Raw genomic sequence first — 26,730 nt, forward strand, 5'->3', positions numbered from 1 at the left:
CTCGCTTCTCACCACGTCAGCTGTAGTTCTTCGAGGCCGAGAACAATGCTGGCGGAGCGGAGCCGAACGTCGTGCGAGGGTGAGAGGGCTAGGTCGGGAAAGCGCCTCAGTACCGCCGGCACGGCCGTGCGCAGGGTCATCCGAGCGAGTGAATGCCCAAGACAGAAATGGACGCCATGCCCGAAGGCGAGGTGACCGGCTACTCCCCTGGTGATATCGAGGTCGTCGGGTCTGTCCGTCAGATTGCTGTCGCGATTAGCGGCCAATAGGGACGGGATGACGAAAGATCCTGCCGGAATGGTCACCCCGGCGATTTGCACCTCGGTTACTGCCATGCGCGGTGGCTGCGAATGGGCGACCGACAACCACCGCAATAATTCCTCAATTCCGGAATTGACGCAGTTCGGGTCCTCGATCATCATGGCGGCTTGTTCCGGGTGATGCAAAAGGGCCAGTACACTGAGGCCGATCATGCTTGCTGTGGTCTCGTGTCCACCGAGCATGATCAGACTGATGATGCTGATAAGTTCGTCGGTGCTGAGGTTGTCGCCAATCTTGCGCGCCAGAATTCCCAACAAGTCGTCACCGGGTTGTTCCTGCGCACGGGTAACCAGGGTGGCCATGTATCGACGGTCTTCTCGCTGGGCAACCGCTCGTTGTTCTGCAGATGCCGACAGATCCAGGAGGCGTGCTGTTCGATCTCGCAATTCGTCGCGATCGGCATAGGGCACTCCCAACAGCTCACACAGTACGAGCAAAGAGACTGGTAGCGCGTAACGGTCCATAAGGTCGGCGGGTTGCCCGGCTTGCTCGAGACCATCCAATGCACTGTCCACTATCTCTGCGATGCGCGGCTGCAGGCGACTGAGCCGGTGCACTGAGAACTCCGCAGCAAGGATATGACGCAAGCGGGTGTGGTCGGGGGGATCGAGTCCGATGAGGTTACCGGCGCGCATGGCGGCTAGTTCATCTTCAATCACATCGCCGCCGCTGGGTATTGCGAACATTGGCGTGTGGGCGTTGCTGAACCGGTTTGAGTCTGCGAAGATTCGCCGGACGTCTTCGTAACGGCAGACGAGAAAAGCCGGGGCCCCGTAGAGTTCTCCTACTGGGATAACACCGTCGCGGTCACGGACCTGGGCGAGCTCTTCGGTCGGGTTCAGGCCGTTGCGTCGCATTTCTAAAGGTAAATCAGCCGTTCCGGCCATACCGGAATCCCTTCGATTGTTTGTAGAAGGACGAAGTGGCGCGCCGATGCCGAGGATCGCTGGCGCGTGGATAACTCGGATATCTCAGGCCACCGCTACAGACGCTCGCACGCGATAACCAAGTAGTCGATGCTGCGTTCGCGGAAGCCCTGGAGGAATGGTTCCTCGACACCTGTGCGCAACGCTGCCTGGTTGCGCAGGTCCCAGTACGGGATGGCTTCGTCGGTGTATCGCTGAACGTGATACGGCACCAGACCATTTGCTGCCAGAGTTTGGAAATAAGTACTGCGGGTGTGCATAGCGCACTGATATTCTTCGTCGATCAACCGTGATGCCTCGGAACGCTCAGCAACTACGTCGTTGCGGCACCAGGTGACTGCGACATAGCGGCCGCCGGGGCGCAGCAACCGGGCGAACTCGGTGAACGCCTCCCCTAGGTCGACACACATCGTGGTTTCGTTGGAGACGATGTAATCGAAGGTGTTGTCCTCGAAGGGGGCCTGAACCATGTTTGCGAAGTGGAATTGCACACGGTCCGAGCTCCCGCGTTCACGGGCCAACTTCTCTGCGAACTCGACATGGTGAGCGCAGTAGTTCACCCCGTCTACCCGGCAGCCGAATCGATCAGCGATTGTGAAGGTCGTTCCGCCTCGCCCCGATCCCGCGTCCATGACACGAGAGCTCGGTGAGACCTCCCCTAATGCATCGACGATAAGGTTGATTTCCAGCGACTCCATCCGGTGAAGTTCGCGCAGGATCAGTGACTCCCGCAGCTCCGCAGGTGCAGCGAGTACAGAGTGATCGTAGTCACCGATTCCGTAGTGGTGGTGGTACAAGCCGTCTTCAGTGCCCAGCAGCAGGTTGATATCGTCGGATTTTTTGGCATCCCAGTAGCGGCGCTGCTGTACGTCATGCTGGCCGAGGACTGCCACGTCGAGGTTCGGCATTTCAGGCTCCTTCAAGTTTGTGGTTTCCGGGTGGATGTCTCAGATGCGTTCGGCCGCAATCACTAGGTAGTTCAGTGAACCGTCGCTGTAGCCGCTGAGGAACGCATCCTCAACGCCGGTGCGGAGTTTGCTGTTGTTGCGTAGCTCCCAGTACGGCATAGCTTCGTGTGTGTACTGAGCCACGCGGTACGGAATCAGGCCGTTTGCCGCGAAGGCCTTGAAGTAAGTGCTTCGGCGGTGCATTCGGCATACGTAATGTTCATCGATCTGCCTTGTCGCGTCCGAGCGTGGGTCGACTGCGTCGTTGCGGCACCAGGTGGTCATTACGTAGCGACCGCCCCGTCGCAGTAGGCGGGAGAACTCGGCCATTGCTTCGTACGCGTCGGCGTACATCGTCGTCTCGTTTGAGACCACGAAATCGAAAGTGTGATCAGGAAATGGTGCCTGCAGCATGTTCCCGAGGTGGAATTGAACGCGGCTATCCCAACCGCGTTTGCGTGCGATCTGCTCGGCGAACGCGACGTGATGTTCGCAAAAATTGACGCCGTCGATTCGGCTCTCCGTCGCTCCAGCGAGACGAAAAGATGTTCCCCCGCGACCTGACCCGGCATCCATGCCGCGAGAGTTGGGCGGCAAAGGACCGAGGGCGTCGAGGATCAGTCCGACTTGATCATTCTCCATTCGATGCAACTCTCGCAAAATCGCGTTCTCTCGCTCCTCACCTACGGAATCCAGAATAGAGCGGTCGAAATCGCCAATCGCGTAGTGATGGTGGTAAAGATCATCATCAGCGCCCAGTAGGAGATTGATGTCATCGGTTGTTTTAGCGTCCCAGTGAGCTTTCAACTCACGTTCATAGCTATCGCGCGCATATTGATCTGCCGAGATCATCACAGTCTCCTTCTTCGGTTCTCCCCATCATTTCTGTATCTCAAGTCGACATGTCGAATGAACCATTGCGACCTGCAAGGTCGGCGACTTGATGATGTCTTCGACGCTACTTATCGAAATTAATTGCGGAAATACCTCCACAGCTCTTCGTCGCGAAGCGACAAAACTTTGGCACCGTGCGACAAGTGGGGTCGAAGTCCCCTACGGGGTCCAGTGCAGGTAGGCACCCATCTGCGCCGGCCGTGAGGAGACCATGGAAGCCGCAACCGGCCAACGATCAAGTCCTCGGAGTCGGGCCCTCCAAAGTCGACAACGACTACAGCCACGTCTACCGCGAGAACCCGCAGATCAATCGTCTTATGCCGTGAAGGCGATGCCCCGATCGGCGCGAGTGCGCGCGGACGTGACGGAGTTGCGTGGTAGCTACCGTGGACGGATAGCCGGACCGTCACTACCTCGAGCAAGGTCAAGAATTTTGTCTTGATGAATCCGTCACCCGGTCGTGTACTTGTTGCCCAGCGAGTTCGATCACGTCGACGCGGCGCGCCGGTACGAGAACCTTCGTTCCGGTCTTGACCACTCGGAATTGATCGGTGGATGTGTTCTCGAATTAGCTGGGTTCCGCGTAAAACCTTCTGAATTCCGAAGGCGAGCAACCCTTCAACTCGCGAAATAGCCGAGAAAGTCTCGACTGGTCACTAAGCCCCCACCGCGCACTGATGTCGCCTATCGGTATCTGTTGTAAGCTTGGGTCGATCAAATCGGCAGCGCACCTTTCAATGCGCTCATATGCTATATAAGCGGACAGAGTTCGCTCCTCTCGCTCGAAAGCGCGATGCAGCTGACGAACCGATACATGTAGTTTGCGCGCGAGTAGGTCGGGATTGAGCGTGGGATCAGAAAGATTCTTCTCGATCATCAAGCGCGCCGTCGCTACGAGGCCGGATTGCTGGTCAGGCGGTGCGTGGCCATGGGGCGGGTGCATTCCTTCCCACGCCAGTAATCGAACGGCTGAGATGACATTATGAGCCGTGAACGTGTTCAGCATTCCAATTTCTCTCGAAGTAGAATGTAAAGTATCTGAGAGTATTTTCCCCGTACCTTCAGCGTTTGGCACAACGCGAAGACCTCGACCCGAGGCGGCGTCGAAGTCTTCTCTTGAGCCCACCCTCTGCCGTAACGTGACTACCGCTAAACAGCTGGCACGGGTTACAGTCATTGTATAACTGTAATCGCTATAGTATAGGCCAATGCCTCCACTCTTCAGCGATATTTGGACGCCGTTCTGCGACAGAATTACTTCGCCCGATAAGACGTATTGAATCCTCACGGAGAATCGTGGATCGGCTTCGAGATCAACCTGTCGACGAGTAATTTCTCCTGGTCCGCACCGAATCGACGCTAAGCTGTCCCCATCGACTATTCGCGCAGTGAGTCGTGTCATACACTGTCGTTCAGGCGCGTGACACGCGGTTCCGTACACGGTGTACAGCTCGTGACTACGCTCTTCGCTAGATGCGTGGTCGGAAGTTTTGATCAGAGTTGTGGCATTGCGGTCGTTATGGGCATTGTCTCGGAACCTTTTTGAAGGTTCTCTATCGGTTGCAGCCATTTTCGCCCCCCGGCGCGAATCGTGTTCGGTCTTTAATTTGCTCATGTCCAGAGTCCGGCAGAACCGGCAACATCAACGGCCACAGGCGACGTGCTGTAACGGCTTCGACAGGTCGAGGCGTCGAGGCCGGATGCCCACTCCACGTTACTGCGGCCTGTTGGTGAAGTGATTGGAGTGATCTCTATGTGGTGTAGTCCGCGTTTATTCGAATGTATTCATCGGTGAGGTCGCAACCGAACACTCTCCAGGTGTCGGTGCCGATTCCGAGGTCTACGTTGATCTCGACGGTGGCAGTTGCAAGGTGTTCACGAACCACCTCGACGGTGTCGTGCTGGTCGAGTGACGAGCTCGGATACACATCGATGTCCGCGAATGCGACTCGGATTCTGTCGGGTTCTATGTCCACCTCGTTGCTACATTTTCCGATAGCCATGAGAACTCGACCCCAGTTGGGGTCTTCACCGTGGATCATCGTCTTGACCAAGGGAGAGTTGATGATCGACTTCCCGACCACGCGCGCTTGGCGCTCGCTCGATGCACCCGAGACCGTAGTGACGATCAGCTTGGTCGCACCTTCGCCGTCGCTGGCAATCATTTTCACCAGATCCGTGCACACTTCCTCGAGAGCCTGCTCGAACTCGGTATCGGGTACCGGGCCGGCGGCACCATTGGCGAAGACCGCCGCTGTGTCGCTGGTGGAGGTGTCGGTGTCGATCGAGACCGAGTTGTAGGTGCGGTCGACAACGTCACGAAAGATTCGGTTGAGCGTGTCCTGGGGGACGTCGGCGTCGGTGAAGACAAACGACAGCATGGTCGCCATGTCCGGTTCTATCATCCCGACGCCCTTCGCGATTCCAACGATGGTGCTGGTGCCGACGGCTCGTTCGGAGACCTTGGCGCGGGTGTCGGTGGTCATGATCGCTCGGGCCACCGCGTGCGCGTCGAGTGGTGTTCCCTGGCCGAGCCCGTCGAGTCCGGCGCGGATGGTGTCCATCGGATATTGCACTCCGATGACTCCGGTGGAGGCCATTATCAGGGCATCGGGTTCGATTCCTACGGTTCGTGCGACGGATGCGCGTATCTCGCTGGCGTTGCGGAGCCCTTCCGCGCCGGTCGCGACGTTGGCGTTCTTCGCCAACACGAGGACCCCGCGCGGACTGGTCTGCTCGATCGAGGTCTTGCTCAAGGTGACGCAGGGGCCCGCGAACAGTGACTTCGTGAAAACGACCGACGAGGTGCACGGCCTGTCGGAGATGACCATGGAGAAGTCGTCTTTACCTTCGTCTGCCAGTCCTAAATGGGTTGTCCAGCAGTGAAACCCTTGTGGGGACGCGGCGCTCATGTCTGCCCTTTCTGATCCGTGTGATGTCGAACTCAGGACGCTCTGCACCATGCCAGCAATGCGCGCCGGTCGGGCTTGCCGACAGACGTTTTCGGCCAGTCGGACATCAGAGTGATCTTTCCGATGAGACCGCAGCTGTTCATCACTTCGGTGACGCGAAGGTGGATTCGTCCGAGGTCTGCCCCGGTGGGTGCCAGGCGGCACAGTACTGTCGTCGGTGTGTCTGCTCCTGTGGCCGTTGGGGCGAAGACGACGACCTCGTCGACCTCGTCGAGTGCGGTGATCTCGTCGACCAGGACGCCTGCCGAACAGAGTTGACCGTGGTTGTTTGTCCATACGTCATCGATGCGGCCCAGGACGTTGATGGCACCGTTGTCGTGGACCATCACCGCGTCCCCGCTTCGATACCAGCCGTCCGTGAATGCGCTCTGTGTACGGTCCGGGTGTCCCCAGTAGCCTTCGGCTCGGTGCGCTCGGCGGAATTCGGGCTCGCCCACTCGATAGGTATCTGCGTCGATTCCGTGGATGGGGCGCACTCGCATCTCCACCCCGGGTAGGGGCCGCAGTTCGGCCGCGCTCTGCAACTGTGGCCGCAGATCTGCGCACATGATGCCGCACTCGGTGGCCCCGTAGAGCCTGCGTAGGTGGACCCCGCACCGCTGGTGGATCAGTCGCGCAGTGGTCGGCGTCAGGAGAGCCCCGCCCGTCAGTGCGGTGGTCAGGTGTTCACCCATTCGCTCCGATGCCGCCGGTGACGCTGCGATCGCGTCGTAGTGCGAGGGAAGGGCGCTCATATAGGTACCGTTCCAGTCGCAAATCGCTCTCGCGTGGGCAGAGGCCGGGAGACCGGCGTCGAGGTGCACCGTGGGTGCTCCCGAGAGCAAGCCCGCGAGAACGTGAACGTCCATCCCGTGCGCGAAATCGAGGGGGTGGATGTTGATGATCACATCGTCGGCTGTCAGACCGAGCTGCTGGCACCAGTCGGTGCGGTCGGCGAACAGCGATTCCTCGGTCCAGTACACCCATTTCGGCTCACCACTCGATCCGGATGTTTCGAGGATTCTTCCTCGCACGGTGTCGTGCTCGGTCACGTCGCATTGACGCGTTGGGTTGCAGTATCGGAGCTTTCGGGTTGCTGCATCGAACACGGAGGCCAGTTCGGGCAGGTCGGGGTCGATGTCGTGGTCGGTAATGGCGTGCCAGCGGCGGCCCAGTGCGCTCAGTCGGTCCCATGCTGGATGCCGCGTCCGGCTCGCCAGGTGCACGCCGCCGGCGGCCATCGTTCCCAGTAGTGCTGCAACGAAGTCTGCGGCCCCGGGGTGATGATCGACGACGACCACGTCGCCTTCGTCGATCACCGGTGCCAGTGCATCACGCCATGCCATCGCCGCGGCCGACAGCTCCCCGAACGTCGTATGGCGTCGTCCCTGGTGAAGTGCGTCCTGATCCTGTTGGGGCATGCTGTTCAGTGCGGCGAGGAACCCTCGCGCGTCAGACATTGATCTGTCCTCGGAACAAGTGTCTGACGCTGCCCGGTTCGATCGTTGTCCGCCCGTGCAGAACCTGTTCGTTGTCGAGGACGAGAAGATCACCCGGGGCCCAGTCGTGCGAGTAGAAGCTGGTACTGCCCCGCAGGTAGGAGTCGAGCCGTGCGAAGACGGCCCGGCTGTCTTCTTCGGTCGAGCCCGCCAGACGGACCGACCATCCTGCGGGGGTGGTCCGTTCCTCGGTGAACGGGAGTGCCACGTTCAACCGCGTTGTCCCCGTTGCTGATCGCACTGCAGGTGGAATCGACAGCCAGCGGTGCGCGACGTCGGGAAAGTGGGATTGGTCGGTGACGTAGTACTCCCAATCCACGTCGGTCACCGTGCTCAGGTCCGGTGGGAGTGTTGCATCGAGTAGATCCGATTGCAGACAGAGTTCTGTGCGTCCGGATCCTGTGGGCTGATCGACTGCATTGCAATACAGCGCAATGTATTTGGGACAGGTCCCGACAAGTGTGCCGTCGGTGTGCAGAGGCAGGGCACTGCGCCCGGTGACGACGCGGTCCGGTAGCGGGCTTGCGTCGAGATCGAGCAGACCTGCGCTTCCGGTGCCGAACCGATGTGTGGCGAGAGTCCCGAGCCCCTGCACGAAGACCTCGAAGTCGCTTCTGCCGAAGTCGACGTCGCCGACCAGAGCGAATCCATCCCGGGTGGCCACTGCCGCGAGATCTCCGGGATCGGTGGCCGTCACCGCTGCTCACCGCCGACCGCAACATCGTGGTTTCCCAGAGGGACCTCATCGAGGGTCTGTGCCCGGATTTGGGCACAGACGGCAGCCAGTTGTTCTCCGAGCGCGCCGTCCAACCCTGCTGACAAACCCGCCCCTTGGTGGATTGCGACTTTTCTCCCGAACGCAGTCTCACGGGGCAGTTGGTAGGCCGCGAGCTCGCGGAGGTAGTACTTTTCGATGCCGTCGACGGTCTTCAGCTGAGCGGGGACACTCTGTTGAAGGTGCAGTAGAGCAGGACTCCAGTACGGGTGGTACATGCGCGGCCCTGGGGTGAATTGGCCGGTCACCATCATTCCTGATGCGCTGGCGTCGTCGATACGTTCGTTCAGATCGCCGGCGACTGCGCCCATACCGAAATCGCTTCCGGCGTTGAGCAGATCGCTGCCGAGTCCGGTCACGAGGTCGGCACCACATGCTCGCGCCAACTCGAAGGCCACTGTCACCAGCAGATGCACGGTGATGACTTCTGCATCATCGGATTGAGTGTGCTGCATGCACGGGTAGATCGCCGCTGTCGATTCCTGTGCGGTGACGTCGATGACGTCGAGCGGCAGACCGACGTGGCGCGCTGTTCGAGAGGCACCGTCGATTTCGTCACCCCAGGGTGTGCGGAGGGTCAGTGCACGGACGTCGGCACCGGCCCTCCACAAGTAGGAGGCGAGGAGTCCGGAGTCGACACCACCGGAGAGCAGTAAGCGAATGGGACGACCCGACGATGCGATTTCCGTTGCTGCAGTGCGTAATCCATGGTCGAGCCACCCCATGGCCTGTTCGAGCGAACACCCTGGGACACCGCCCGACGGCGACGATCGGGGGACAGCGCGGTGCACCGACAACTCTCCGTCGGCGGAGCAGACCAGAGTCGTCCCGGGGCGAAGTGCCGTGGTGGTTCCTGCGCGGTGACCGACACTCGCGGCGGTCGCCGCGAATTGCGCTCCCACCGCCCATGTCCGTGCATCATCGGTGCGGGAGAGAAAGACTCGGCATTCGCCGTGCAGCGGCGTCGTGATCATGACTGTTCCGTCGTTGCGGTTCAGAACGGGGCCGGTATGTCCGCCAACACGGCGGATGCGGCCGCTGTGCGAAAAGACGACCCACCCATGATCGGTTGGGGTCATGGGTTGTCTCCGACAATTGTGCGCATCTTCTGTTGGGCCGCATCGCCTGCAGCGAACCCCGCTCGGTGGCCGGCTATTGCTGCAATACGGGCTCGTTCCATGTCGAGCAGCAGATCGTGGTTGACGAACGCCTTGGTGCGGGCAAACGGCACCGATTGGTACTCGGCCAGTGCCTGTGCTCGGGTGCATCCTGCAGCGAGCGGGTCACTATGGGCTGCAACGAGTTCATCGAGGAGGCCGTCGGAGAGTGCGGTGGTACCGAGCCATCGATCGCACCCGATGATCATTCGATTCGCCACGGCAGGCCCTACTCGGCGTTGCAGGAGCGGAGCTCCGAGTATGCAGGAGATACCCAACTTGAGCTCGGGCATACGGAGGTCCGACGTCGACGTTCCGATGCGCCAGTCGGCGCACAGTGCCAACTGAAGACCGATGCCGATGCAGTATTTGTCGATGACTGCCACGGTCGGTTTCGAGATCGACAGAACTGCTCGATACATGTCCACGCAGGCGTCGATCCATCGGTTGACCTCGGAGCCTCCCGTGAAGTCCTTGACTTCGTTGAAGTCACCGCCGACACCGAAGGATCGACCGTCTCCCCCGTACAGAACCAGCCCCTCGACATCCGGGGTGTCCCCTAGCTGCCAGACCAACTCGGTGATGCCGCGCATCTTGTCTGTGGAGAACGTGTTGTGTCCTTCACCGTCGAATTCGATGATCGCCAAGGGGCCGTTGCGAACTGCAGTACCGCCATGGGCTTCGGGCGACCTGGGCCGATCGTGGGGCTCGTGGGTGGCGGAGGGTGAGTGCAGTGTTCTCACGCTTCGACCAGCTCCCCACGCTTTCGGCGGTCTGCGTCGAGGGCGCGGCGTGTGTAGAGACGTTGTCCCCATTGTTCGCTGTGATCGGCGCTGATAGCGGTGCCGTTGCATATTGTGGTGACGATTCGATGGAATTGAGCCAGTGCGGCGGCGGCGGTGCGTTCGCTCAAGCTCGTCTCGGATTCGCCTGGGACGATGTCGAATCGGTCGACTGCGATGATCGGACCGCCATCTACCTTCGGGGTGATGATGTGGCAGGTGGCCCCGAATTGCGTCTGGTTGTCGTCGATCGCGTAGCGATATCCGCCGATCCCTCGGTAGTTCGGGGTCGCCGGGTGGAAGTTCACGGCCAGTTCCCGCACTCGATCGAGTGTGGCCTCGGACAGGATGAAGTCCGATTTGAAGGACAGAAGCAGGTCGCACCCGTGCCACTGATCGAACGATCGAGTTACTGGATCGCCGTAGTCCCAGGCAAACCAGTCGACGTCGGCGAATCTGCGGCGGAGAAAGTCGTGGGCGAGTTCGCCCCACCGTGATCCGTCGGAGATGAGCAGAACAGAGCGGGTGTCTTTCATCGAGTGACAACTCCTTCGGTGAGTGGGAGAGCCCAGCAGTACGCGAATCCGGCACCTGCTTCGTGTAGAAAGGTGTCTGCCTCTTCGTAATCGGCCAGAGCCGAGCTGTATCGGCCGTATTTCGGGGACGTCCGGCCGATGCATCGAGCGGAGCCCTTGTACAGCTCGACGGTCACTGTGCCCGTCACGCGGTGAGCCAGACGGGCGCAGTAAGCATCGAGTGCTGCACGCAGATCGGTGAACCAGTAGCCGTAGTAGACCAACTCTGCGTACTGGTCGGCGATGGACCGCTTGTGGTGGAGCGTCTCTCGGTCCAGTACGAGTGCTTCGAGATCGGTTCGTGCAGCGAGAAGAACTGTTGCAGCGGGTGCTTCGTAGATTCCGCGGCTCTTGAATCCGACGATGCGGCTCTCGAGAATTTCGGTACGCCCGATACCGTTCGCGGCCGCTGTGTCCCCGAGTTCGCTGACCAGGTCGATCAGGTCGAGCTTGCGGCCGTCGAGAGCGACGGGGATGCCTGCTTCGAACTCGATCGTGATCGTTGTTGGACGATCCGGTGCCTGCACCGGCGCGGTCGTGATCTGCCATGCATCGGGCGGTGGAGCGTGGTCGATGAGGTCGAGATCCCCGCACTCGATGCTGGTGCCCCAGATATTGGTGTCGATGCTGTACGGCGTCGTCTTGCTGACACCCACATCGATACCGTGACGATCGGCGTAGGCAATTTCGCTACCGCGGGAGGTCATTTCCCAATCGATGACAGGTGCGAGGATGTCGAGCTCGGGAGCCAACGCCCGCACGGAGGTGTAGAACCGGACCTGATCGTTTCCCTTGCCCGTGGCACCGTGAGCGACTGCGGATGCACCGCGTTCGCGAGCGATGCTGACCAGCCGCTCGGCGATCAACGGTCGAGACAACGGTGCAGCCAGAAGATATTTTCCCTCGTATGCAGCGCCGGCGGCGAGAGCCGGGATTGCATAGTCGTGGAGGAACAGGTCTCGGACGTCTTCGACGATAACTTCCGACGCGCCGGCCGCGGTTGCGCGCTTCGAGACGGCCTCGAGGTCCTCGATTTGGCCGAGGTTCGCGCAGTACGCGATGACCTCGGTCTGATAGCGCTCTTTGAGCCAGTGCACGGCAACGGATGTGTCCAATCCGCCGGAATATGCCAGGACGATGCTCATACCCCGACCTCCATCGCGAGTTCGGGCACGCTCACGCCGCCGACGACGGATCGCGCTGCTCGTAGGCATTCCGCCTTCGCCTCCCAGAGGCGGGTTCTGGCTTGCCGGATTTCGGCGAGTCTGTCGGTCACGTCGGCCAGGCCTTGCTCCTGCTGTTCGGAGACCCGCGTCGGTCCGGTGGATCCGGCAGAGATGTAGCTGCGCAGTGTGTGGAGCGGATCGCATATCTGCTTCATGTCGACCTCACTGATGTCGATGTCGTGTTCCTCGCGGAGGAAAGTGGTGGTGAACGCGACGTTGCGCAGGGTGTGACCGGCTGCGAGGGCGGCGTTGACGAGGTCACCGGTGATGCGGTGGGCTGTGCGGAAAGGAACGTCGAACCGAGAGACCAAGATGTTGGCGATCTCTGTCGCGGTCGAGAAGTTGTCCCAGCACAGGGCTCTGCCGCGAGCACCGTCGAACGCGGTGTGCAGGTTCTGGCGTCGGCACAGGCGAATGGTGTCGAGGTACGTATCGAGGGCGCCCCAGTAAACCGGTTTGTCCTCCTGCAGGTCGCAGCTGTACCCGAGACCGACCGACTTCTCCATCACCAGCAGTTGCACCAGCGCACCCACCGCGCGACCGGACTTCCCTCGCGCCAGTTCTGCAACCACCGGATTCTTCTTCTGCGGCATGATCGAGCTACCGGTCGCGAACGAATCGTGCACTTCGGCGAGAGCGTATTCGTTCGAGCTCCAGGTGACGATCTCTTCCTGCATGCGAGATAGATTCACAGCACCGCTGGCAGCTGCGCCCGCTACTTCGACTGTCCAGTCCCTCGTCGACGTCGCATCGAGCGCATTGACCATCGGTGCATCGAACCCGAGAAGCCGGGAGGTGTAATCGCGGTCCAGGGCGAATGTAGTTCCGGCGAGCGCACACGCGCCGAGCGGATTGATGTTGATGCGCTTCCAGGCATCCATCAGTCGGGAGGCATCACGCAGCAAGGCCTGTGCGTGCGCAGCCTTCCAAAATGCTACCGAAATCGGTTGCGCTGCCTGCGAATGCGTGTAGCCGGGTAGAACTGCTTCTCGTTCCGACTCGGGGCACCCGAGCAGATCCTGCACGAACATGAGCAGTTCTTCGCTGGCATCGAGCAGCCACTCGCGGGTGACCATGCGTGCGTCGGTCTGCACCTGATCGTTTCGGGACCGTGCGGTGTGCATGCGGCCGCCGACGGGTCCGATCCGTTCGATGAGCATGAATTCGGTGTTGAGGTGCACATCTTCTTGTCGGACGTCGAGCTGCAATCCACCGTCGGCTCGGCTGCTCTCCATGTCGAGCAGCCCAGCGAGAAGCGCTTTGGTGTCGGGTTCGGTGTTGATTCCCGCGCGACCGAGCATCAGAACATGAGCGATGTTCTGCCACAGGTCGTGTTCGAGCATTCTGCTGTCTACCGATGCTGTCTCTGTGTAGCGAAGTACATCGTCGGTGATATCGGTGGAGAATCTTCCACCCCAGAGCTTTTCGCTCATTGATCGGTACCCCTCTGTGTGCGTGATGGTTCGGTTTCGGTACAGGAAAGTTCGGGTTAGGGCACGGCAAAGCCAAGACCTGGCGGGATTGGACGGCCCGGGGCGCGGACCCGGGCCAAGGCGTCGTTACACAATCAAGTCAGGTCGGGCTCGGGTCGAGTAGTTGAAAGAGCGAAGGGAGAAGGGCTCGGACGGCGGGGGTGTTTACTCGAAGGCCAGCCGGACGCCGAATCCCACCAGAACAACACCCAGTCCACGCTCGAGCCACGCCCCCAAGCGGCCCTTCTCCAAGAACCGGCGAGCGGACGAGGCAAGAAGTGCGTACGAGGACAGACATATCAGCGCCACCACGAACTCGATCGACATGAGCAGCATGGACCAAACGAAAACGTTCCCGTCGCGCGGAATGAACTGCGGCAGCACCGCCAGGTAGAACGCACCCATTTTCGGATTCAACAGGTCCGCGACGAAACCGGTCATGAACGCTCGCGACCACTTCGGCTGGTGCGCGTTGTAAGTCGCGGCATCGACGTCGGTGAAGCTGCCCTTGCGCTGCCAGATACTCTGAATTCCTAGAAACACCAGGTAGGCGGCACCTGCGATACGTACCGCGTCGAATGCCCCGGGGACGCTGGTGAGCAAGGACGCCAACCCCACGGCCGCAGCGATGCCCCAGGCCATCGACCCCGTCGCCGCACCCAAAGCTACGGCGATGCCGTGACGCACACCGCCGGTAAGCGAGTGCTTGACCGCCAACATGACGTCAGGACCTGGGATTATTCCGAAGACGATAGCGACGGGGAGATAGGCCAGAACGGGGTTGTTCACGGCAAGAACGGTACGACCGCTCCAGCATCGATGCACGTTTCCTAAGTATCGCTGATCTAGGTTTAGTATTTGTGGATGTACAACCACGATCAGCTCGCCACACTTGCCGCGATCTGCGATTCAGGGTCGTTCGAGGGAGCTGCAACGGCGTTGCACATCTCGTCTTCTGCAGTCAGCCAACGCATTACCGCGCTCGAACGAGCGTCGGGGGCCGCGCTGCTACAGCGAACCAGGCCGGTACTACCCACCAGAAACGGGCAAGCCCTGCTCCGACTCGCGCGGCAGATCGAAGTCCTCACCGTCGACGCCGACGCTGAGCTACGCGGCGGCTCAACGACAACGAATACTGCTGCACCGCTGCGCTTTTCACTTGCTATCAATGCCGATTCGGTCTCGACGTGGTTCCAACCGGTGATGAAAGCGATAGCCGTCGACCGACGGATACTGCTGGACCTCCACATCGAAGATCAGGACCATACAGACGCTCTACTGCGTCAAGGCGCGGTCATGGCCGCCGTGACGACCTCACGCACCGCAGCACCTGGCTGTACGGTCGAACCGCTCGGAGCCATGGTCTATTGGCCCGCGTGCGCACCCTCACTCATTCGCGACGCCGACTCCGACGGTTGCGATCCCAGCCGCCTCCCGATGCTGCGATTCGACAAAAAGGACGACCTGCAACACGCCTATCTACGCAAGATCAAGGCGCACCGTGAGCCCCCGATCCACTACCTCCCATCGAACCGCGAATTCCTGACTGCAGCTCGACTCGGACTCGGGTGGGGCGTGCTACCGGAAGGACAAATCGCACGCGACCTCGCCGACGGGACACTCGTTCACCTCGACCCCGACCACAACGTCACCATTCCCCTGTATTGGCAACGATGGCACCTGCCATCCGAAACCCTCGACAGAATCACAGGCTGGGTACGCGATGCTGCACATAACGCATTGATCGACACACCCAAAGAACGAAAAACAGCGAACCGTCCCCCAGGTCATGCGGTGACCGGCGCGGCAACACCGGAACCTGCGTGAGTCCGGCGGTCATCGGTCCAGCTGTGACGGCTAATTGCACACCCTGATTGGACCAAAGTTGCGGCGATGCACGCCGGTCGCATGGTCCGCCGCCGGGTGCGCGCCTAAGGTCGCCGATCGCTGACCGAGCATACGACGCGGGGCGTTGAGCCTCGACCGAATGCTCCACCACGCATCGAAGTATCGATCGGCGCGGATCCCATAGTGTACGAAAAGCAGTGATTGCTGGCAGCACAACTGAAAAACGTCAAAACAGCTACTGCTGCAGCTTTTTTCAGACTGGGAGTACGCACGGCCTGCGGCGGCGCGGGTCTCTGTTCCGTCAGGGTGAGGCGAGTGCCTCGGACAGGTAACGAATCAGTGCCGCCTTGAGCTCGGTCACGAGCTGGTCCTTCTTGTTAGTTTTTTCTGCGGCGATGACGGGCATCATTCCGCGGGTGATCTGCAAGGCCACCAGCGCGTGGAGGTCGATGCGTTCGCTGGACAGGGTCGGTGCGAGTGCGGCCAAGGTCTGGGCGACCCTCTGGGAGAGTTCGCTCTGCAATGGTACGACTGCGGTATACAGGGCAGGCTGGGTATCTGCTCGCGAGAACAGTTGCAGGAAAGCCGGATTGGCCGCATTGAAGGCGACCATATTGTCGACGGCCCGGTCGATGAACTGCGGTAGAGATTCCACGAAGCCGTCCGGTCGCGGATCGACCGCGGCCGATTGGGCGTCGGTCAACTCCACGACGTAGCGTTCCGCCAATGCTGCGGCGATGTCTTCCTTGTTTCTGAAGAACTGGTACAGCGAACCCGGTGACATGCCCGATTTGCTGGCGATAGCGTTCGTGGTCGCTGCGTCGAACCCGACTTCTCCGAACAACTCCTCCGCACCGTCGAGGATCGCAGCGATGCGCTTGAGTCCGCGATCCTGACGCTTGGGTGCAGGAGAGGTAGTTGGCGTCGAGGTATTCGGCATGTGAACTCCAGGCTTTCCGGTAGACAAGACGAGCTTTCGCTCGTATTCTCGCAAATCACGAGCAATCGCTCGTATCCACGGTAGCAGGGGGACCCGCGATGCCCACCCGATTCGCCACAACTCGACCCGGCCTCACCCTCGTAGTGGCCGGCGTCCTCTTCCTCGTGCTCGCAGCAGTCGCTGCCGGTGCGATGAATGCACTGTCCCTGAACAGGTTCGAGGCGACCAACGCCCCGTCTGCGGCAGCCGAGGCGCTGCTCAACGACACCTTTCAGACCGGCACACCCAACATCACCATCCTCGTCACCGCGAAGACCGGCGACGTCGACAGCTCGGCCGTCGCCGCGGACGGGTTACGTCTGACCGAGTTCGTCGACACCTTCCCCGGCATCGACGACACATGGTCCTACTGGACCGAAGAGGTTCCGACCCTCGCCGCCGGGGACGGCAGCTCGGCGCTGATCCAGGCGTGGGCACCGGGCGACGCCACCGAAATCCGGCAACAGGTCCTTCCCGCTCTCGACGAGGCACTCAGCCGGTCGGCTACCTCGAACATCGACATCGCTCTCGGCGGCAGCGACGAGGTGTTCCGCTCCGTCGCAGAACAATCCAGGACCGACTTTCTCCGAGCAGAGCTGATCATCGCCCCGCTGGTGATCGCACTGTTGTGGGCCGTCCTACGGCGGCTCCGTCTCGCCGCAGTGGTCTTCGCAACCGGACTGTTCTCCGTCGTCGGCACCCTGGCCATCATGCGCGTGGTGGCAGCCTTCACCGAAGTATCGACCTTCGCGGCGAACATCGCGCTGGTGATGGGCATTGCACTCGGCGTCGATTACGGACTGTTCCTGATCTACCGCTTCCGAGAGGAAGCCCGCCGCACCGCTGACCTGACGTTGGCCGTGCAGCGAGCAGCGCAGGCAGCCGGACGCACCATCATGTTCTCCGGCGCCACCGTCGCCGCGTCACTGGCCGTTCTGCTGGTCTTCCCGTTCCCGTTCCTGGCCTCGTTCGCCTACGCCGGGATAGCCGTCGTCGCCACCGCCGTGCTCGCCGCTACGGTCGTACTCCCGGCCGCATTGGTGCTGCTCGGGCACCGCGCCTTACGGCGCAAGGAACCGGACACCGACGGAAGTACCGTGTGGCGGCGGATCACCGTGGCCACGACCGGCCGACCTGCAGTGTTCGCGATCGCCGGTGTGGTGATCTTGATACTGCTCGGAGCGCCGGTACTAGGCGTTCGGTTCGGCGCACCGGACGATCGCATCCTGCCGCAGTCGGTTCCGGTCCGCGCCCTGTACGACACCATCCGCGACGACTACGCCAGCGAGGATGCAGACGCAATTCTGCTCGTCGCACCGACCATCGCACCGGACGGCCTCGCTCGGTACGCCTCCGATCTCGCAGCACTGCCCCAGGTGCTACGAGTGGACAGCGCACTGGGCACCGTCGAACCCGACAGGGCGCTCACTGCTCCACCGAACGGCGCCGTCCGTTTCACTCCCGACACCGCAGGCAGCTACCTCTCGGTGGTACCGACTCGCGAATCACTGGACGACAGAGCCGGATTCGTCTCCGCGGTACGGTCGGTGGAGCCTCCCGGCCAGGTACTCGTCGGCGGCTCACCCGCGATGCTCGACGACTACACCGACGGCGTCACCGCCCGGCTCCCGCTCGTGGCCGTGCTCATTGCACTGATCACCTTCGCCATTCTGTTCGTGATGACCGGATCGATCATCGCCCCCATCAAAGCCACCATTCTGAATCTGCTGTCACTGACGGTCATGTTCGGTGTCCTGGTGTGGGGTTTTCAGAACGGCAATCTTGCTGGGCTGCTGGGTTTCACCCCTACCGGTGCCATCGAGCCGAGCATCCCCATCCTGATGTTCTGCATCGCCTACGGCCTGTCGATGGACTACGAAGTCTTCCTGCTCTCGCGCATCAAAGAAGAATTCGACCGTACCGGAGACAATCGCCAATCCATCATCGATGGCATCTCACGCTCCGCACCCGTCGTCACCGCAGCAGCTCTCATCCTGGCCGCATCCTTCGCCACCTACGCCACTTCCGGGGTGACCTTCCTTCAGCAACTCGGAATCGGCATGGCACTGGCGGTCCTGATCGACGCCACCGTCATCCGAGCGATCCTCGTCCCCTCCATCATGGCCCTGACCGGCCGCTGGAACTGGTGGGCACCGCGCCCACTGGCACGCCTGCACCAGCTCATCGGCATCACCGATGCTCCACGCGTCGATACACCTGGTACCGAAGTCGACCCTGGAAGACCCAAAACCCCTGTATGAGCACTGCACTCGCACGCTCCCAGCCACCACATCCCCGCCCCGATCGGAGTACCCCATGCTCGACAGCCGCCATCACCCCCTCTCACGGCTCCTCGCCGCGATTGCGATAACCGTCGCGTCGACCGCCATCTTTCTCGGTGGAACGGCCATCGCCTCCGCGCAGCCGACCCGATCGGACGTGATCGACGTACCGGTGTCCTTCACAGTCCGCAACACCAACGACACAGCCGTCCCGTGCACCGCCGACGGCGGAACCTACACCATCCGTGGCCATCTCACCGCTCCCGCAGAGGGTTTCGGCAACGCCATCACCCTCTACGAACACGGCATCGCAGCCGGCGAATGGTACTGGCGTCTTCCAGTCGAGGGATACCACCACACCTACGAAATGGCCGCTCGCGGACAGACCTCACTGACGATCGACAGACTCGGATACGACACGAGCGACGCTCCGGCAGGCGGGGCCATGTGCGTGGGGTCCCAAGCAACGATGGCCCATCAGATCGTCCAAGCGCTGCGTACCGGCACCTATCAATGGGATGCATCCGGAACGGCCCCCACCTTCGGGCACATCACCCTCGCCGGCCAGTCGAACGGCGGGCAGATCGTCCAGATCGAGGCCTACACCTTCGACGACGTCGACGCTCTCGTCGTCATGGACTGGGCCGATCGCGGACTGACACCCGAGGCCTACGTCAGATTCTTCGCCGCCACACCACGCTGCCTCACCGGAGGCTCGGCATCGGAAAACAATCCCGCCGCCAAGGGCTACACCTTTTACGACCAAGGAACCACTGAATTCGTGACAGGAAACTATGCCGATACCGAACAACAAGTAATCGATACAGCAGCGCCCTATCAGAACCAACACCCGTGCGGCGACATGCTTTCACAAGGCCCCGGAATTCTTCTCGACCTGGCCAAAATGTCGAGCATAGACATTCCAGTTCTCGGCCTCTACGGACAGGACGACGCACGCGTGCAATTCGGTGACGAACATATTGCATCGTTCACCGGAACATCGGACAGAAAGGCGATCACGATTCCTCACGCAGGCCATTACATGGGCCACGCACGGAACGCCGCCATCGTCTTCGACTCGCTCGACCAGTGGCTCGACGCCCGACAACCCCACTGACCGCATCAGATCGGCATCAAATAGCTGAACGCACTATTGCGAGCCTGTGCACTTAACCGTGTGCACAGGCTCACAATAGTGCTCGAATTACTGGCGGTATATCTGCGCTCGAACTGAAATTATATTGTTACGGGAATCACTTTCCGAACATTTGGAATTAACGTGAAAAGAATTGACTTATCGAAAACGTGGCGCTGTACTTGAAACCACGTACCGATCGGTGCGTTTCGCACAAAGCAGAAAATCTGCGACCACCTTCCTGGGGGAAGAAATGACTGTCACCACACCACCGTTCGATATCGCCAGTGAACTGACATTCGATCGCACTGTGCCGCGAAGCCTCGTCCACCGCGCAGCTGTCAGCGAGGTCTTCCTCACCGACGCTGCTGCGACGGGCGAGAACCGATTCGTCGTCGCCGCGCAGCTACCGCGAGGGCATGCCCTCTACAGCGACCGACTCGACGACCGGTACGACCCCATGATCCTCGTGGAGGCATGCAGGCAGGCCTCGATCCTGATCAGTCACCAGTTCTACGGAGTACCCAAGGACTGGGCGTTCGTCTTCCGCAAGGCCTCGGTGTCGGTGACCGACCTCGCTGCCCTCCAGGTCGGGGAAACACCGGGCCGGTTGGTCATCCGAGTCGAATTCGAGAAGCGGTTCCACGTCGAGGGGTACCTGACCGGGGCAGTCGGTAGGTACCAGACCGTTCTCGACGGCGTGCCTGTCGGCGAATTCGTCGGATCCCTGAGCTTCATGCCCAAGCAGATGTTCGCCGAGATGCGCGCGGCCGGGCGGGCAGCGAAGAACACCCCCGATCAGCCGTATACCTCTGCCGCCGTTCCGCTTCCGCCTGCACGCGTTGCCCGGCGGGACTCGAAGAACGTCGTCATCGCCTCCACCGGCACCGAACACCCCGACACGACGTACGAGGTCGTCGTCGACAACAACCACCCGTCGCTCTCCGATCACAAGGTCGACCACGTCTCGGGGATGCTCTTGACCGAAGCGTGCAGGCAGGCATCGGTGTGCGCCGTCCTCGACACCCACTCACTGCCGGAATCGTCGGTCGGTTCCCCGGTGCGCTACGACATCCAGTTCCTCGACTTCGCCGAACACGAGCTTCCTGTCTACTGCCGCTTGATCGACACCGCACCCACCGAGTCCGGGACTGGGATCGTCGCATCTTTCGAACTCGTCCAGGGTGACGTCGTCATCGTCCGCTCGCAGGTCGAGGTGGGATGACGATGTCCGACAACAGTATCGACACCGGTCCCCTCGTTCTCGTCGTCGACTACGGCGGCGTCCTGACCAACCCCATCGCCGACACCATCGCGGCGTTCACCGAGTACATGTCCGTGCAACCGGAGGACCTGATGGGTGCCCTGTTCACCGCGCACGATGACCCGGACGAAACGATCATGGCCCCGCTCGAACGCGGCGAAATCACCGAAGCGGCCTTCCTCGACCGAGTCGGATCGGCACTGGAAACCATGACCGGACGCGCTATCGACCTGTCACAGTTCCGGCCGGCATGGTTCTCCGGCCGGGTCCCCAACTCGGAACTTCTCGACTACTTGCACACGCTGAAATCCGAAGGACGAACTCTGGGACTGTTGACCAACAACGTCCGAGAATGGGAACCCGAGTGGCGAGGAATCGTCCCCACAGGCCTGTTCAGCGTCGAGGTCGTCTCCGCGAACGAAGGTGTCCGCAAACCCGAACCCGAAATCTACCGCCGGACGACCGAACGACTCGGCGTCCCTGCCGCTCGATGCCTGTTCGTCGACGACGACCTACGCAATTGCCAAGCCGCCCGAGCGCACGGAATGCAGATACATCACTTCACCGACACCGCGGGAGCCATCGAGGCAATCGACGCCTGGTTCGGACGCCAGCAGCCGGCCGCGCAACCCACCGCGGACGCGCTCCTCGAGGAGTCCGCATGAGCACCCCCGAACCGCTGCAGTCGGCCCCCGAACGCTGGTGGACGCTGACAGCGGTCTGCCTCGGAACATTCATGCTGTTCTTGGACCTCACCGTCGTCAACGTCGCACTGCCCGCGATACAACGAGACCTCTCGGCCAGCTTCGAGCAGTTGCAATGGGTGATCGACGCCTACGCCCTGGCACTGGCCGCGTTTCTGCTCACCGCCGGCTCGATCGCGGACAGACTGGGCCGCACCCGGATCTTCGCCGTCGGCGCGCTGGCCTTCACCCTCGCGTCCGTGGCTTGCGGTCTCGCTGGGTCAGCAACTCTGCTCAACGCAGCACGTGGAGTTCAAGGCCTCGGCGCGGCCATCATGTACGCCGTCGGCCCAGCGATGATCGCAGCGACGTTCCACGGCCGCCAACGAGGAACCGCCTTCGGCATCTTCGGGGCCACCTCGGGCATCGCCATCGCTGCGGGACCGTTGATCGGAGGCATCCTCACCGAAGTGGACTGGCGATGGGTGTTCTACCTCAATATCCCTGTGGGACTGATCATTCTGGCCGTCGTCGCTCTGAAAGTCCGGGACCACCAGACATCGACCGCGCGCCGCGGTCTCGACCCCCTCGGTCTGGCACTGTTCTCCGCAGGTCTGTTCGCGTTGATCTTTGCAATCATCCGGGCACCCGTCGTGGGATGGACCGACCCACGTACCGCGGTAGCGTTGGCGGTCGGTGTGCTCGCCCTCCTCGGCTTCGCTGTGGTCGAGCGCCGCGTCCGCAATCCCATGCTCGACATGGTCCTGTTCGGAAACCGTTCCTTCAACGGCCTGTCCGCGGCAACGTTTGCGATCAACTTCGCCGTCACGGCCACCATCTTGTTCTCGGTGCTGTGGATGCAAGGCGTGCTGGGCTACTCGGCTATCGAGACCGGATTGAGGTTCCTGCCGCTTACCGGCGTCCTGCTGATATCCGGTGCCGTGGGCGGAATACTGAGCGCCCGGATCTCGACATCGATTCTGATCGGAATCTCGCTGTTGTGCACAGGAATCGGGTTTCTGTTGTTTCGATTCGCGGACGTCGGTGACAGCTGGACGGCGTTGTTACCGGGGTTTGTGATCGCGGGACTCGGTATGGGACTACACAATCCACCCCGTGCGAGCGCGGCAGTGGCTCTCGTTCGGGCCGAAGACTCAGGGATGGGAGCTGGGATCAACGAGACATTCCAGCAGGTCGGTGCGGCATTGGGCGTGGCGGTACTCGGAGCTTTGGCTCATCGCACCATCGAATCCGAACTCGACACCGCGTACGGATCCGCCCTGACTCCGGCCCAGCTCGACGCCACCGTCGACGCCGTGGCCTCCGGGGCCGTCGCGGCGCTGCAAGAGACCGGGCAGGACGTTGGGGTGGCAGCAGAAATCGCGTTCATCTCGGCGCTGCATCAGGTCACGACGATCGCGGGAATCGTCACCCTCATCGGTGCGATCGCGGCATTCACCCTCATCAGACGCAAGGACTTCCTCGTCGACCCCGCGGCAGCAGACCCGCACGCAGCGGCCTCTCCCCTACCCCGCGACGCGCCGTCCACCGGATACGAGGACGTGATCTCGGCCGAACAATCCAGCCTCGCCCCGCCTCGCCCGTCAGGAGTCCGGACATGACCGAGCACACCGTCCTCATCGTCGGCGCGGGCCCCACAGGTCTGACGCTTGCTTGCGAGCTCGCCCGCAGGAACGTCGACCACATGATTATCGACGGCAAGTCGGGGCCCTCGACCGAACCGAAAGCCCTCGTACTCTGGAGTGCCGCCCAGGAGAGCCTGCGCATCCTCGGTGTCGATCCCGCGGTATTCGATGCCGGCGTCACTCTCGACCGAGCGTCGTACTGGTCGAAAGGGTCACAGATCGGCCACGTCGACTTCACCGGCCTCGACCAGCCCGGCCTGCACAAACCCCTGTCCCTTCCGCAGCCCCTCGTCGAGGCAGCTCTCCTCGAGCTCTACCAGGCGCTGGGAGGTACGGTCCGCTGGCGGCACAAGTTCCTCGGTGCCCTCGATCCGGACCCTGCCGGGCCCAGCGACGGGGCGAGGGCGTCATTGGTCGGTCCGAGCGGAATCCGCTTCACCACAACAGCAGAGTGGATCGTGGGCACCGACGGTGCACACAGCACCGTGCGGAAAACAGCGGCCATCGACTTCGACGGCGACAGCTACGACGACGCTTTTCTGCTGGTGGACGGCACCCTAGAAACCGATGGGTCGGTCGGGGAGGCTCAGTACCATCTCCACCCGGACGGGGTGACGGTCGTCGTCCCGCTCCCAGGTGGTGGACACCGGGTATTTCTCGGACACCGTCAGTCCGCTTCCCCTGCGCTCATACCGCCGACTCAGATCACCGATCGCGCCAACATCATGCTCGGCCAACGCGGCCTCGGCCGCTTCCGGGTCAGTAATGTGCTTTGGCAGAGCGACTTTCGAGTACACCGGAGACTGTCCTCGCGCTACGTGTCGGGCCGATTCATCCTTGCCGGCGACGCTGCACATATTCACAGTCCTGCGGGAGGTCAAGGTATGAACACCGGAATACAGGACGCGGCGAATCTCGCGTGGAAACTTGCAGCAGTAGCGGTCGACGGAGCCGATGCAGCACTACTCGAAACATATGAACTCGAACGACGACCCGTCGCAGAATCGGTCGCCGCGATGACCGATCTTCAGACGAAACTGTGGACAACTCGTGCTGCCGTTTCGCGGTGGATCCGCGACCGAATCCTCGGAATCCTCTCGGCGACAGGGCTCCTCACCCGGCGTGTCGTTCCTCAACTGGCGCAGATCGATACGGCCTACGGCCCGTCAGTGGCCCGCGGGGGCGGGCGCGGTCGAACCATCTCGCCGGGCAAGTTCCTGCCCCCGCATCCCGTCCAGTTCGACGGAGAGGTCGACAAGTTGCTGCCCGACCTCCTCGATGACCGACGAGTCCTGGCGCTGGCCACCATCACCAGTATCGACGAACTCCGGGCCTTACATGCCATCCTCGACTCGTGGGGGTCGCGGCTGCACGTCGTGGTCGTGGTCCACTCCCCCACCACACTTCTGAGCGCAACTCCCACCGTGATCGACACCCACGAGATCGTTTCGAGCGAGCTCGGACAGGGCGGTGTCGCTGTCGTGCGTCCCGACCGCATAGTGGGCATGACCGGCTCGCTGCAGAACCCTGCAGCCATACGGACCTACCTCACCGCAGTGGCCGGACCCGCGGACACACAGGCAGTCGAACGCGGTCGACCCGAAACGAGCGCCTCCAAGGAGACAGCATCATGACCGACTTCCCACACGTGAACCTCGGAACAGGCCTCGAAGTATCCGCACTCGGATTCGGCGGCATGGCATTGACCTCGATGTACGGCGAATCCGACCCCGACCAAGCACTGAAGACCCTGCATCACGCCGTCAACCTCGGCATCGACTTCATCGACACCGCAGATGTGTACGGCCTCGGGACCAACGAGGAACTGATCGGCAGACTCCTCGCCGACCGTCGCGACGAGGTCACCGTCGCCACCAAATTCGGTATCGATACCTCCGTAACCGAACCCGGCCGCAGAAGCCGCGGAGACAGGGCTTACGTCCGCCAGTGCATCGACAACAGCCTGCGTCGCCTCGACGTGGACGTCGTCGACCTCTACTACCTTCACCGGGTCGACCCACACATCCCGATCGACGACACCATCGGAGCGATGGCCGAGCTCATCGCCGACGGAAAAGTCCGGCACATCGGAGTATCGGAAGTAACCGCCCCCGAACTAGAACGAGCGCACCGGACCCATCCGCTCGCCGCGGTCCAGTCCGAATGGAGCTTGTTCAGCCGCGACGTCGAGAACGCCATCGTCCCGACCGCAGCTCGACTCGGCATCGGATTCGTTCCCTACTCCCCACTGGGACGCGGAATGCTCACCGGAAAAGTGAAACAGGAACAGCTCGGCGACAACGACTTTCGGCGGTATCTACCCCGCTTTCAACTCGACGCATTCGAAACGAACACCGACGCCCTCGCCCCATTGACAGACATCGCGTCACAGCACGGATCCACGCCCGCCCAGATCGCATTGGCGTGGCTACGGGTGAAAGGTACACAGTTCGCGCTGCCCGTCGTTCCGATACCCGGCACTCGGAATGCGGATCGGGTCACCGAAAACGCGGGCTCGGTGCACATCGAACTCACCGCGGACCAGCTCGCCGTCCTCGACACCCTCGCCGACGCCGTCACCGGAACCCGAGCACCCGACATGAGTTGGGTATCAGCCGGCCGCGAATGACACGGGCACAACTGCACGGCACAGCCGCATTCCCGCCCCGTCGATCAGATCGACGGGCGGGAATTGTGCCGCCGGGAACCGGAGCGTCACTGCGCCGAAATGCCCGAATTGCGATGACTCCAACTACGGCCACGACGAAAGCGCCAGTGGCCCAGGGGATCCACGCGGGGTTGGCTCCCAACACGCTTCCCGTGGTCAACAGAAGAGTGACCCACACGGTTGCGGCGACGATATTCAACACCGCGAACCTCGAGAACGACAACGAGGAACCCGCAGCGAGACGTGGCCCCAAGGTCCTCGCGCCTCCGACGAAATGCGTGGTCACTGTCCCGACGCGCGCATCCCCCGAAAACAACTGACGTGCCCGAGCAAGCACCCTGTTGATCAGGCGCGCAAAGCGGCCTGCGCCGGCGATATCAGCGCGACACGATCCACGCCTGATGGACCGAAAGGCCAGCTGAGCCCCTGCTGTCGACGAAGCGATCAGGACGATCGCCGTCACGACGGGATCAAGTTCGCCCAGCCCCACGAGAGCACCGACCGCCAGAACCGTGCCAGTACCCGGGAGGAGAAACCCGACGAGCAAGCCGGATTCCACCAAGAGGATTGCGGCAGCCACGAGCAGAACCATCGGAGCACACCAGGAAGCGATTGAGGCTATGACATCGATGAACAGATCCATCAGATCCCCACGTCCAACGGTGACGGCCGCTGCCATCAAATACGAGTATTAACTCGT

At 61.7% G+C, this 26,730-nt stretch carries 22 protein-coding genes; 8 read left to right on the top strand and 14 right to left on the bottom strand.

From position 1 onward, the window contains the following. Positions 1–8 precede the first annotated feature (8 nt). The 13 genes from CH290_RS28445 to CH290_RS28505 all read right to left on the bottom strand — a co-directional run bounded on the left by CH290_RS28445 (position 9) and on the right by CH290_RS28505 (position 14,314). Positions 9–1,208, bottom strand: a complete 1,200-nt coding sequence (locus CH290_RS28445) for a cytochrome P450 (protein WP_015586131.1) — start codon at positions 1,206–1,208, stop codon at positions 9–11. A 95-nt stretch (positions 1,209–1,303) separates the two neighbouring features. Next, complete coding sequence (locus CH290_RS28450; protein WP_032365004.1) at positions 1,304–2,155, bottom strand: SAM-dependent methyltransferase; 852 nt, start codon at positions 2,153–2,155, stop codon at positions 1,304–1,306. Between the two features lie 39 nt (positions 2,156–2,194). Next, a complete protein-coding gene (locus CH290_RS28455) occupies positions 2,195–3,046 on the bottom strand; it encodes an SAM-dependent methyltransferase (RefSeq protein ID WP_015586129.1) in 852 nt (283 codons plus the stop codon). A 610-nt stretch (positions 3,047–3,656) separates the two neighbouring features. Beyond that, positions 3,657–4,703 carry a helix-turn-helix domain-containing protein gene (locus CH290_RS31240; protein ID WP_080730062.1) on the bottom strand — a complete coding sequence of 349 codons (1,047 nt, stop codon included), beginning with the start codon at positions 4,701–4,703 and terminating at the stop codon, positions 3,657–3,659. Positions 4,704–4,839: 136 nt separating this feature from the next. Beyond that, the gene (gene argJ / locus CH290_RS28465; protein ID WP_032365003.1) at positions 4,840–6,000 is read right to left on the bottom strand and encodes a bifunctional glutamate N-acetyltransferase/amino-acid acetyltransferase ArgJ; all 1,161 of its coding nucleotides are present in this window, start codon (positions 5,998–6,000) and stop codon (positions 4,840–4,842) included. A 32-nt stretch (positions 6,001–6,032) separates the two neighbouring features. Next, complete coding sequence (locus tag CH290_RS28470) at positions 6,033–7,499, bottom strand: class I adenylate-forming enzyme family protein (RefSeq protein ID WP_032365002.1); 1,467 nt, start codon at positions 7,497–7,499, stop codon at positions 6,033–6,035. Further along, a complete protein-coding gene (locus CH290_RS28475) occupies positions 7,492–8,235 on the bottom strand; it encodes a TauD/TfdA family dioxygenase (protein ID WP_015586125.1) in 744 nt (247 codons plus the stop codon). Before CH290_RS28475 ends, CH290_RS28470 begins: the two co-directional genes overlap by 8 nt. Then, positions 8,232–9,287 carry an asparagine synthase C-terminal domain-containing protein gene (locus CH290_RS28480; protein ID WP_033188359.1) on the bottom strand — a complete coding sequence of 352 codons (1,056 nt, stop codon included), beginning with the start codon at positions 9,285–9,287 and terminating at the stop codon, positions 8,232–8,234. The genes CH290_RS28475 and CH290_RS28480 overlap by 4 nt, the downstream gene beginning before the upstream one ends. Before the next feature lie 101 nt (positions 9,288–9,388). Then, complete coding sequence (locus CH290_RS28485) at positions 9,389–10,213, bottom strand: enoyl-CoA hydratase/isomerase family protein (protein ID WP_052047791.1); 825 nt, start codon at positions 10,211–10,213, stop codon at positions 9,389–9,391. Beyond that, on the bottom strand, positions 10,210–10,788 hold the full coding sequence (locus tag CH290_RS28490) for a formyltransferase family protein (RefSeq protein ID WP_032364999.1): 579 nt from the start codon (positions 10,786–10,788) through the stop codon (positions 10,210–10,212). Before CH290_RS28490 ends, CH290_RS28485 begins: the two co-directional genes overlap by 4 nt. Beyond that, positions 10,785–11,972, bottom strand: coding sequence for an argininosuccinate synthase (locus CH290_RS28495; RefSeq protein WP_015586121.1), 1,188 nt, complete (start codon positions 11,970–11,972; stop codon positions 10,785–10,787). The genes CH290_RS28490 and CH290_RS28495 overlap by 4 nt, the downstream gene beginning before the upstream one ends. Continuing rightward, positions 11,969–13,486: an argininosuccinate lyase gene (gene argH / locus CH290_RS28500; RefSeq protein ID WP_052047792.1), complete on the bottom strand. Its 1,518-nt coding sequence runs from the start codon at positions 13,484–13,486 to the stop codon at positions 11,969–11,971. The genes CH290_RS28495 and argH overlap by 4 nt, the downstream gene beginning before the upstream one ends. Positions 13,487–13,690: 204 nt before the next feature. Further along, complete coding sequence (locus CH290_RS28505; protein ID WP_032364998.1) at positions 13,691–14,314, bottom strand: LysE family translocator; 624 nt, start codon at positions 14,312–14,314, stop codon at positions 13,691–13,693. A gap of 75 nt (positions 14,315–14,389) precedes the next feature. Between CH290_RS28505 and CH290_RS28510 the strand changes: the two genes are divergently transcribed. Further along, positions 14,390–15,352: a LysR family transcriptional regulator ArgP gene (locus tag CH290_RS28510; protein WP_015586118.1), complete on the top strand. Its 963-nt coding sequence runs from the start codon at positions 14,390–14,392 to the stop codon at positions 15,350–15,352. A 322-nt stretch (positions 15,353–15,674) separates the two neighbouring features. On the opposite strand, the gene CH290_RS28515 is transcribed toward CH290_RS28510, so the two are convergent. After that, entirely contained in the window at positions 15,675–16,313 is a 639-nt protein-coding gene (locus CH290_RS28515; RefSeq protein ID WP_015586117.1) for a TetR/AcrR family transcriptional regulator, read from the bottom strand. A 98-nt stretch (positions 16,314–16,411) separates the two neighbouring features. Here CH290_RS28515 and CH290_RS28520 point away from each other — a divergent pair, with 98 nt between their 5' ends. The 7 genes from CH290_RS28520 (at position 16,412) to CH290_RS28550 (ending at position 25,991) form a co-directional block, all read left to right on the top strand. Continuing rightward, complete coding sequence (locus CH290_RS28520) at positions 16,412–18,613, top strand: MMPL family transporter (protein WP_052069823.1); 2,202 nt, start codon at positions 16,412–16,414, stop codon at positions 18,611–18,613. Between the two features lie 55 nt (positions 18,614–18,668). Beyond that, a complete protein-coding gene (locus tag CH290_RS28525) occupies positions 18,669–19,751 on the top strand; it encodes an alpha/beta fold hydrolase (RefSeq protein ID WP_015586115.1) in 1,083 nt (360 codons plus the stop codon). Positions 19,752–20,022: 271 nt separating this feature from the next. Beyond that, positions 20,023–20,994, top strand: coding sequence for a ScbA/BarX family gamma-butyrolactone biosynthesis protein (locus CH290_RS28530; protein ID WP_015586114.1), 972 nt, complete (start codon positions 20,023–20,025; stop codon positions 20,992–20,994). 2 nt (positions 20,995–20,996) lie between these two features. Then, on the top strand, positions 20,997–21,698 hold the full coding sequence (locus CH290_RS28535) for an HAD family hydrolase (RefSeq protein WP_052047793.1): 702 nt from the start codon (positions 20,997–20,999) through the stop codon (positions 21,696–21,698). After that, entirely contained in the window at positions 21,695–23,338 is a 1,644-nt protein-coding gene (locus tag CH290_RS28540; RefSeq protein ID WP_015586112.1) for an MFS transporter, read from the top strand. The genes CH290_RS28535 and CH290_RS28540 overlap by 4 nt, the downstream gene beginning before the upstream one ends. Further along, on the top strand, positions 23,335–24,996 hold the full coding sequence (locus CH290_RS28545; protein ID WP_015586111.1) for an FAD-dependent monooxygenase: 1,662 nt from the start codon (positions 23,335–23,337) through the stop codon (positions 24,994–24,996). Before CH290_RS28540 ends, CH290_RS28545 begins: the two co-directional genes overlap by 4 nt. After that, the gene (locus tag CH290_RS28550; RefSeq protein ID WP_015586110.1) at positions 24,993–25,991 is read left to right on the top strand and encodes an aldo/keto reductase; all 999 of its coding nucleotides are present in this window, start codon (positions 24,993–24,995) and stop codon (positions 25,989–25,991) included. The genes CH290_RS28545 and CH290_RS28550 overlap by 4 nt, the downstream gene beginning before the upstream one ends. Positions 25,992–26,730: the final 739 nt, after the last annotated feature.

This window comes from Rhodococcus sp. 06-156-4 (assembly GCF_002259345.1).
In the GTDB taxonomy this organism is placed as follows: domain Bacteria; phylum Actinomycetota; class Actinomycetes; order Mycobacteriales; family Mycobacteriaceae; genus Rhodococcoides; species Rhodococcoides fascians_E.